The organism is Pseudomonas sp. CH235 (genome assembly GCF_004368175.1).
Classification (GTDB): Bacteria; Pseudomonadota; Gammaproteobacteria; order Pseudomonadales; family Pseudomonadaceae; genus Aquipseudomonas; species Aquipseudomonas paraglycinae.
Window position 1 is genome coordinate 1 of sequence record NZ_RRZJ01000055.1, and the last position, 7,241, is coordinate 7,241.

Consider the following 7,241-nt stretch of genomic DNA (forward strand, 5'->3'; position numbering starts at 1 on the left):
CGTTGTTGGCCAGCGTCACGTTGCCGGTGCTGTCGAGACTGGTACCGTTGCTGGTGTTGAGGACACCGGTGCCCAGGGCGTTGTTGTTCCCGACGCGCAAGCTGCCGTCGTTGAGGCTGGTGTTCCCGGTGTAGGTGTTGACGCCGTTGAGGGTCAGGCTGCCGCTGCCGGTCTTGGTCAGGTTGCTGGCACCGCTGATCACCCCGCCCAGGGTCAGCGCTCCGGTGCCGGTTGCGGTCAGGGTGCTGTTGAGCGTGATCGCGTTGGCCAGCGAAATCGGCGTCGTTGCCGAGATGCTCGAAGCGCCGCCGACCGTAATGCCGCCAGTGCTGAATGCCGAGTTATTACCCACTAGCACTGTGCCGCCGTTGAGCACAGTGTTGCCGGTGTAAGTGTTGATGCCGTTGAGGTTGAGCTGACCGCTGCCGATCTTGGTCAGGCCGCCAGTACCGGAAATCACGCCGTTGAGGGTCGTGCCGTTAATGCCCTGCAGGGTCAGGCCGCTCGCGCCCAGATTGATCTGGTTGGCCAGCGACAGTCCCGCGTTGCTGGCCTGGAGGATCCCGCCGTTGGACGTCAGCACACCGCTGCCGAACGCGGCGTTGTCGTTGAATTGCGCGACACCGCCATTGAGTGTTGTCGCCCCGCTGACCAACGGCCCCTGCAAGGTCCAGGTGCCGCTGTTGAGGGTCAGGTTGTTGAAGTTGACGTAGGTCGCGCTGGACGCAGTGCCGGTCCCGGTGACGCCACCACCGACGCCGATCGGGTTTTGCAGGATCAGCGTGTTGGTGCCCCCCGCGCCGCCATCAATGGTGCCGGTCGGGGCGAAGGTCAGGTTGATGCCGACCAGGCCACCGAGGCCGACGGACACTTGCACGCCGTCGCCGACGTTAACGCTGGAACCGGTGATCGCGTAGAAGGTGTTGGTGCTGCCGGCACCCATCGACAAGCCGCCAGTGATGTTACCGGCGTTGGTGAAGGTGTTGCCTGCTGCCGACGTCTCGAACGCAATCCGGCCGTTGATCGTGCCGCTGGCACTGTTGGTCATGTTGACTTGCGAGCCGCCATACACCCCGACCACCGGGGTATCGGCCAGGGTGATGCCGCCGACCGACAGCCCTGTGGATGTAATGGTGCCGTTGTTGGTAATGGTCGTGGTACCCGCCGCCGCGTTGTTCACGCCGATAGCCAGGCCGTCAATGCTGGTCAGGTTGAGGCCGAGCAACATCCCCGTGCCACGCATGATCCCGCTGGCATTGTTGACCACGCTGACCGTGCTGGTCGCGCCGGTGCCGATGAATGCACCGCCACTGAGGATCGACACCAGGCCCAGCAAGGCCGGGTCGACGGTGCCGGAGTTGTTCAGGGTGATATTGGCCCCGGTCAGGTTGATGACCTTGCCGCCCAGCGTCGCATTCATCTGCGCGCCCGAGTTGACGTTGACCGTCAGGCCGCTGGTGGCACTGCTGTAGTCATTGAGAAACAGCGGCAGGGTCGGGACGCCCGAACAGGTAATCGTGGAGCCCGCCGCCGAGCAGGTGGCGAACGCCTGCTCGCTGACACCACCGAACAAGAGTCCGGCGACGCTCAGATGCACAGCAAGGGACAGTGGGGAAAAACGCGAAACGAGGGCGACACCAAACCTTGCTTCCACGGGTTACTCCTTTCGTGGCCGATTTCGTCCTTGAAGGCGTGCAACTGCGGCAAGATCCAACACGCGTATCAAGCGTATGACGGTCATCAGATAAACCGTCCCATTCCAGACACACGCTAGTTGAAGCCCTGCGATGGGGCACCGGTTAAATAGTGTTAATACTTTTGTGCGATAAGGCCCTGCGTCGATACTTCCGGCCGTTCTGAGCAAGGACTTGAGGGCTATTTCAGGCGTTTTTGAGCGGAGTTGACCGAGTCGCCAGGTATACCCGCGAATCAATCGATTTTTCAGCCACTTGAGAAACTGGTACGGCTTGTGCAAACGTTTGCGAGTCGCTGTTGACTGCCTTTTCGTTACAAAACCGTACAGCCCCCATGATTCCGGGCCTTGATCCGCAAAAAGGACTTTGAATGCACGTTTTCTCCTGCCACCGTCGTCGCGGTGTGCGCACCTTTGCTGTTTCCCTGCTACTGGCCGGCGTTACCGGAGTTCTCAGTCACTCCGCGATGGCGCAAACCGCCCTGCCCGATGAATCCGCCCAGGGTGAAGCCCTCAGCGCCGAAGCCAGCCCGCCGAAAAAAGGCGCGTACCTGTCGGACTGGTACAACCAGGACCTGATGCTGATCGGCAGCAAGGACATCAGCTTCGGCCCGCAACCGGCCGACGACATCTACCTGGAATACGAGTACTTCGGGCGCAAGGGGCCGTTCGAACTGTACGGCTACATCGACATTCCGAAGATCTTCAACATCGGCAACAGCCACGACAAAGGCGTGTGGGATCACGGCTCGCCGGTGTTCATGGAGCACGAGCCGCGCATCTCCATCGACTACCTCGCCGGCCGCAGCCTGGCCATCGGGCCGTTCAAGGAATGGTACGTGGCGTTCGACTGGATCTACGACCACGGCAGCCGTAAAGAGAACCGCGCCAACACGCTGTACAGCGGTTTCGGCACCGACATCGACACCCACTCGCGGGTCAATCTGTCGGCCAACCTGTACGGGCGTTACCAGTGGGAAAACTACGGCGCCAGCAACGAATATTCGTGGGACGGCTACCGCGCGCAACTCAAGTACATCGTGCCGATCGACAAATTCAGCAACGGCGCCTCGCTGACCTACATCGGCTTCACCAACTTCGATTTCGGCTCGGACATCCACAAGGACAACCCGGCGCGCACCGCCAATGCCACGGTGGCGACCAACGTGTTGCTGTACTCGTTCACCCACTTGCGCTTCACTTTGGTCGGCCGTTACTTCCACAACGGCGGCAACTGGGAGGACGGCAGCGAGCTGAACTTCGGCGACGGTAATTTCCGTGCACGTTCCAATGGCTGGGGGTATTACGCGGGGGTCGGGTATCAGTTCTGATCCCGCCCCTTTCAAGGCTGAACATACTGGCGAGACTGCTCGCGTTGACGCCTACAGAACAATACAGCGCATCAGGTATACAAACCCGCCGCCCCGTTTGATCGGGACGGCGGGTTTTGTCGTTTCGGGCACAAATCAACGCAGTGTTGAAGAGTGTTGAAGATTATGTCCGCAAAGCCACGCGACCTTGCGCATTTGCCTACGCATCCGCCAGAATCCGCCGGCTTGTGCGCCTTGGGGGCGGGTTCTATTGTTTGGCGGTCGCTGAAAAACAGCGATCGGGTTTAGCGACTCGAATCATAAATAGGTGCATCAGCGCTCCATGCTTTGTCGCAGGCTCATCGTCTGCAACTCCGCTATGGTGGCTGTATGCGGGAGACCCTCGGGTCTGCCGGGTGCCTATAACCGGTTCGCTAACCTGCGTACAGCCGCCACCTTCCTGTTTAGCGACAGCTCCGGGCGGCTCCACTCTTATAGGAGCTTCACCATGATCAAACCCACACCCAATCCACCCGAAACCGACCCCACCTCGCCCTACGAAACCCTCGACTCCAAGAAATTCCACGAAGCCGCCGAACGCGCCCTCGATCACTATCTCAATCCACTGCTCCCCCGAAAACCCCTGCTCAAACACAACACCCGCTACCTCATCGCCCCCGGCATCGACAACGAAGAACTGCTGGCCGACGCCTGCGAAACTCTGACCTCGGCCAAGGTGATGGCCAATGACTTCGCCGGGCTGGTGGATGGCCCGCAGCGGCATGTGCTGTCGGGGATTGCGCAACTGATCATGCTGGGTGAGCTGGCGGTGAATCGGGTGCTGGATAATCTGGAAGTGAAGACTGAGGCGTCCGCTGCAGCCTGATCGATTGATCGACTGATCGTTCCCACGCTCTGCGTGGGAATGCAGCCCGGGACGCTCCGCGTCCCAAAGAGCGGACGCAGAGCGTCCATTGAGGCATTCCCACGCAAAGCGTGGGAACGATCTAATGCATTGGTGTCGCTCAGGGAATCAGGATGACCTTGTCGCCACTGCCCTGATTCACATCGGCATACCGCGCCAGCCCTTCGGCCAGCGGGGCTTCCACCAGCCCTTGCGGCAGTGGCAGCAGGTCTTCGTCGAAGAACCGGCCGAACTGCTCGAGCATCGCCGCACAGGCTTCAACGCCATACAGCAACGAGTTGATGCCGACCACCGAACCGCCCTTGCGATACAGCGCCAGCGCCGGCAACTGCACATGCCCATCGACTGGCGCAGCGATGATCGCGATCCGCCCGAACGGTGCCAACGCCGGCACCGACGCTGGCAGCCAGAACCCGGTGGTGTCGAAGATCACGTCGGCACCGCCGCGATACACCGCGTTGACCTGCGCACCCAGATCCTCGGGTTTATCCAGCTGAATCGTCTGATAACCCTGCGCCTGCAAGTCCTTGACCTGCTCCGGCCGCCGCGCCGCCGCCAGCAACTGCGCGCCGCGCACCTTGGCCAACGCCAGCGCCGCCGTCGCCACCGCCCCGCCGCCGATCACCAGCAAACGGGTTTCGGCACTGACCAGGCTGCGCTCCAACGCATCCCACGCCGTGGTGTACGGCACACCGAGGCTGGCGGCCTGGGTGAAACTCAGGTGCGAAGGTTTATGCGCCACGCCACTGGCCGGCAGTTTGACGAACTGCGCATGGGAGCCATCGGCGAAGAAACCCAGCTCACGCCCGGTGCCCCAGACCTCCTGACCGATCAACGCCTGCGGCCCTTCGACCACCACACCGGCAAAGTCCCGACCGGGAATACGCGGCAGCGTGGTGTACGGGAAACGCCCGAGCACGTTCTTGACGTCGCTGGGATTGAGGCCGGCAGCCCTGATCTGCACCAGCACCTCGTCAGCGTCCGGCACCGGCGTCGGCACCTCGACGAAGCGCAGGGACGACAGGTCGCCGGTTTTATCGAATTGCAGTGCTTTCATGGAAATCTCCACCGAAGGAAAAAGACAGGATTCAGGACAGCCAGCCACTGACCAGTTGCCGGCCCATCGGCCACAACTGCTCGCCCGCCAGCATGCCCAGCAGGCCCACCAGCGCAATGGTCGGCGGCGCCGGAGAACGGACATCCAGCGCGCCATACAGCAGGCCGACACCCAGACCGACGCCCAGTGAAATCAGGTAATTCATGGGATCACTCCGCCACACAAAGGGAATGGGCAAAGTCTAGGGAAAGGCTGCGACCGGCATCGGCCAAGGACTTCTGAATTTCGGCCAAATCAGCCGGCAAGCGGCCCGCTATCGAATTGCGAAGGGGCGACACCCAGCTCCCGGCGGAACATGTCGCTGAAACTGCTCGGCGAATAACCCAGCTCACGGGCAATCGCGCTGACCGGCACACCCTGGATCAACTCCGCCACTGCCGTCGCCAACTGCACCTGCCGCCGCCACTCGGCGAAGCCCATGCCCAACCCATCCTTGAACAACCGCGCGAGCGTTCTCACGCTGGCCCCGGCGTTTTCGGCATGTTGCTCAAAAGGAATGTCCAGCGACGGCGCGGCCATCACCGCCTGACACAGGCTCATCAGCCGCCGGTCGGCATCGTCCGGCAGCGGGATCTTCAGCTGTGAACGCCTTGCACGTTTCAGCTCCAGCAGCGCCAGCCCGACCAATGCCTCGTAATACTCGGCATCACCGCTGTCGCCCTGCGCCACCAGACCGACAATCAACTCGCGCAGCAGCCCGCCGACCTCGATCACCTGCACCGTCTCATCCAGCGTTGCCGCCAACGCCGGGCGCAGGTAGATATTGCGCATCTGCAAATCCGACACCACCCGAATCCCGTGCGGCACCCCCGGCGGCAACCACACCGCCCGCTGCGGCGGCACCACCAGCGCCTCGTGGGGCGTCTCGACCCACATCACCCCGCTCATCGCATACAGCAACTGCCCCCAGACATGCTCATGCGGCTCGATGAACAGACCACGCGGATACGTACGCGCCAGCGGTTGCACCGGCACATCGGTATCACTCAGATCGGGGGGTGCAGCGAGGGCCATGGCGAGCATTCATCGGGGTTGGTGAGAGCGCCATGGTAACCAGTGCGCCTCGTCCCTTGCCATTGATAGATACCGTCGGACAATCCGAGTGAATTTTCCCGGAGCCCAGCGATCCTTCTATTACCACAGGGAGGAAGATGGGCTTTATGAACAACGCAAAACTGTACGTCATCGATTACACCCTTCACGGCGCGCCAAAGTCGTTCATTATCCGCTCGGACAAAATGGACAACACCGAGGCGTGGCACTGGGCAAGCTGCGACGCAGGGGTCGGCCGCATCCCGCGTTTCGGCCGGGAGAAAGTGCAAAAGACCAGCAAGCCGATGGCAGAAAAATTCGGCGTGGAAAACGTCACATGGCGACCGGCCAGCTAAGCTTGCGCGCAGGCGGGGACTATTTCGGGGGATTACACATGACAACCATCAACAGCCCCGCGCACCTGGACTACGGCCTGGACACCCTCTTTGGCCGCATCACCAAAAGCGTCGACTGCCCGGTTGGCCTGGAACCCGTCGAAAACGACCCCTACCGCTTCGCCCTGCGCGTCCCGGCCCCCTTGCCGGAAGACCTCGAAAAGGCCAAAACCATCGTCGTCAACGTCGAAGGCCGCCGCCTGCAAGGCAACGTCCGCCACACCGAACGCCTGGACGACGACAGCCTGAAACTGGAAGTGGAGCCCGACTAGGCTCCACTTTTTTCAATACCCGAGATTACTTGGGATGCGCACACTGACACCCCTTGCCCGAACACTCCTCACCACTCTTGTGATGATGCGCACAGGCCTCACAGCAATAATGCTTCCCGTGCGCCACATAAGAATGCTCACCCTCCTTGATCGTGCAACGACATCCCGGACAATCGCATTTTCTATCTGCCATGGAACAGACTCCTTCGGTGGTGGTTGTCTGAGGCCGAAAGAACAAGCCGTGCTACCAGTGTAGAAGGTGAAAACAACCCAACAACCCAACAACCAAACCACTCACCACTCCCCCTTCAACCCTCCCCCCACCACTCACCACAATGAGCGTTAGCTCGAGTAAAGCTTTTGATCTCAAGGCCCGTCGGCAGGCTGAGTGGAGGGATTGATCCGGGGGTGGGAGCGCAGCGACCGTGCGGCGCAGCCGCATGCATCGAGAGGAGGTGCAGCGAAGCAAACCGTAGGCGATGCCCCCGGATCAATCC

Annotated in this window: 9 protein-coding genes; 4 read left to right on the forward strand and 5 right to left on the reverse strand. The window is 61.4% G+C overall.

Features of this window, described 5'->3' with window-relative positions; all coding sequences use genetic code 11:
* On the reverse strand, positions 1–1,654 hold a 1,654-nt coding region (locus tag EIY71_RS28220; RefSeq protein ID WP_178083802.1), incomplete at its 3' end, for an autotransporter-associated beta strand repeat-containing protein.
* 410 nt (positions 1,655–2,064) lie between these two features.
* On the opposite strand from EIY71_RS28220, the gene EIY71_RS28225 reads away from it, so the two are divergent.
* Both EIY71_RS28225 and EIY71_RS28230 read left to right on the forward strand, forming a co-directional pair.
* On the forward strand, positions 2,065–3,024 hold the full coding sequence (locus EIY71_RS28225; RefSeq protein WP_134023970.1) for a nucleoside-specific channel-forming protein Tsx: 960 nt from the start codon (positions 2,065–2,067) through the stop codon (positions 3,022–3,024).
* A gap of 487 nt (positions 3,025–3,511) precedes the next feature.
* Positions 3,512–3,889, forward strand: coding sequence for a DUF6124 family protein (locus tag EIY71_RS28230; RefSeq protein ID WP_134023972.1), 378 nt, complete (start codon positions 3,512–3,514; stop codon positions 3,887–3,889).
* Between the two features lie 139 nt (positions 3,890–4,028).
* Here the strand turns inward: EIY71_RS28230 and EIY71_RS28235 are convergent, their stop codons facing one another.
* The 3 genes from EIY71_RS28235 to EIY71_RS28245 all read right to left on the reverse strand — a co-directional run bounded on the left by EIY71_RS28235 (position 4,029) and on the right by EIY71_RS28245 (position 6,068).
* Entirely contained in the window at positions 4,029–4,985 is a 957-nt protein-coding gene (locus tag EIY71_RS28235) for a zinc-binding alcohol dehydrogenase family protein (protein WP_134023974.1), read from the reverse strand.
* Positions 4,986–5,016: 31 nt separating this feature from the next.
* Positions 5,017–5,190 carry a DUF1427 family protein gene (locus EIY71_RS28240; protein ID WP_007958996.1) on the reverse strand — a complete coding sequence of 58 codons (174 nt, stop codon included), beginning with the start codon at positions 5,188–5,190 and terminating at the stop codon, positions 5,017–5,019.
* Positions 5,191–5,279: 89 nt separating this feature from the next.
* Positions 5,280–6,068, reverse strand: coding sequence for a helix-turn-helix domain-containing protein (locus EIY71_RS28245; protein ID WP_134023976.1), 789 nt, complete (start codon positions 6,066–6,068; stop codon positions 5,280–5,282).
* Positions 6,069–6,205: 137 nt separating this feature from the next.
* Here EIY71_RS28245 and EIY71_RS28250 point away from each other — a divergent pair, with 137 nt between their 5' ends.
* The gene (locus EIY71_RS28250; RefSeq protein WP_011335095.1) at positions 6,206–6,433 is read left to right on the forward strand and encodes a DUF6555 family protein; all 228 of its coding nucleotides are present in this window, start codon (positions 6,206–6,208) and stop codon (positions 6,431–6,433) included.
* Between the two features lie 38 nt (positions 6,434–6,471).
* Positions 6,472–6,744 carry a hypothetical protein gene (locus EIY71_RS28255; RefSeq protein WP_085745874.1) on the forward strand — a complete coding sequence of 91 codons (273 nt, stop codon included), beginning with the start codon at positions 6,472–6,474 and terminating at the stop codon, positions 6,742–6,744.
* A 25-nt stretch (positions 6,745–6,769) separates the two neighbouring features.
* On the opposite strand, the gene EIY71_RS28260 is transcribed toward EIY71_RS28255, so the two are convergent.
* The gene (locus EIY71_RS28260) at positions 6,770–6,937 is read right to left on the reverse strand and encodes a metallothionein (RefSeq protein ID WP_074689145.1); all 168 of its coding nucleotides are present in this window, start codon (positions 6,935–6,937) and stop codon (positions 6,770–6,772) included.
* Between the last annotated feature and the right edge of the window lie 304 nt (positions 6,938–7,241).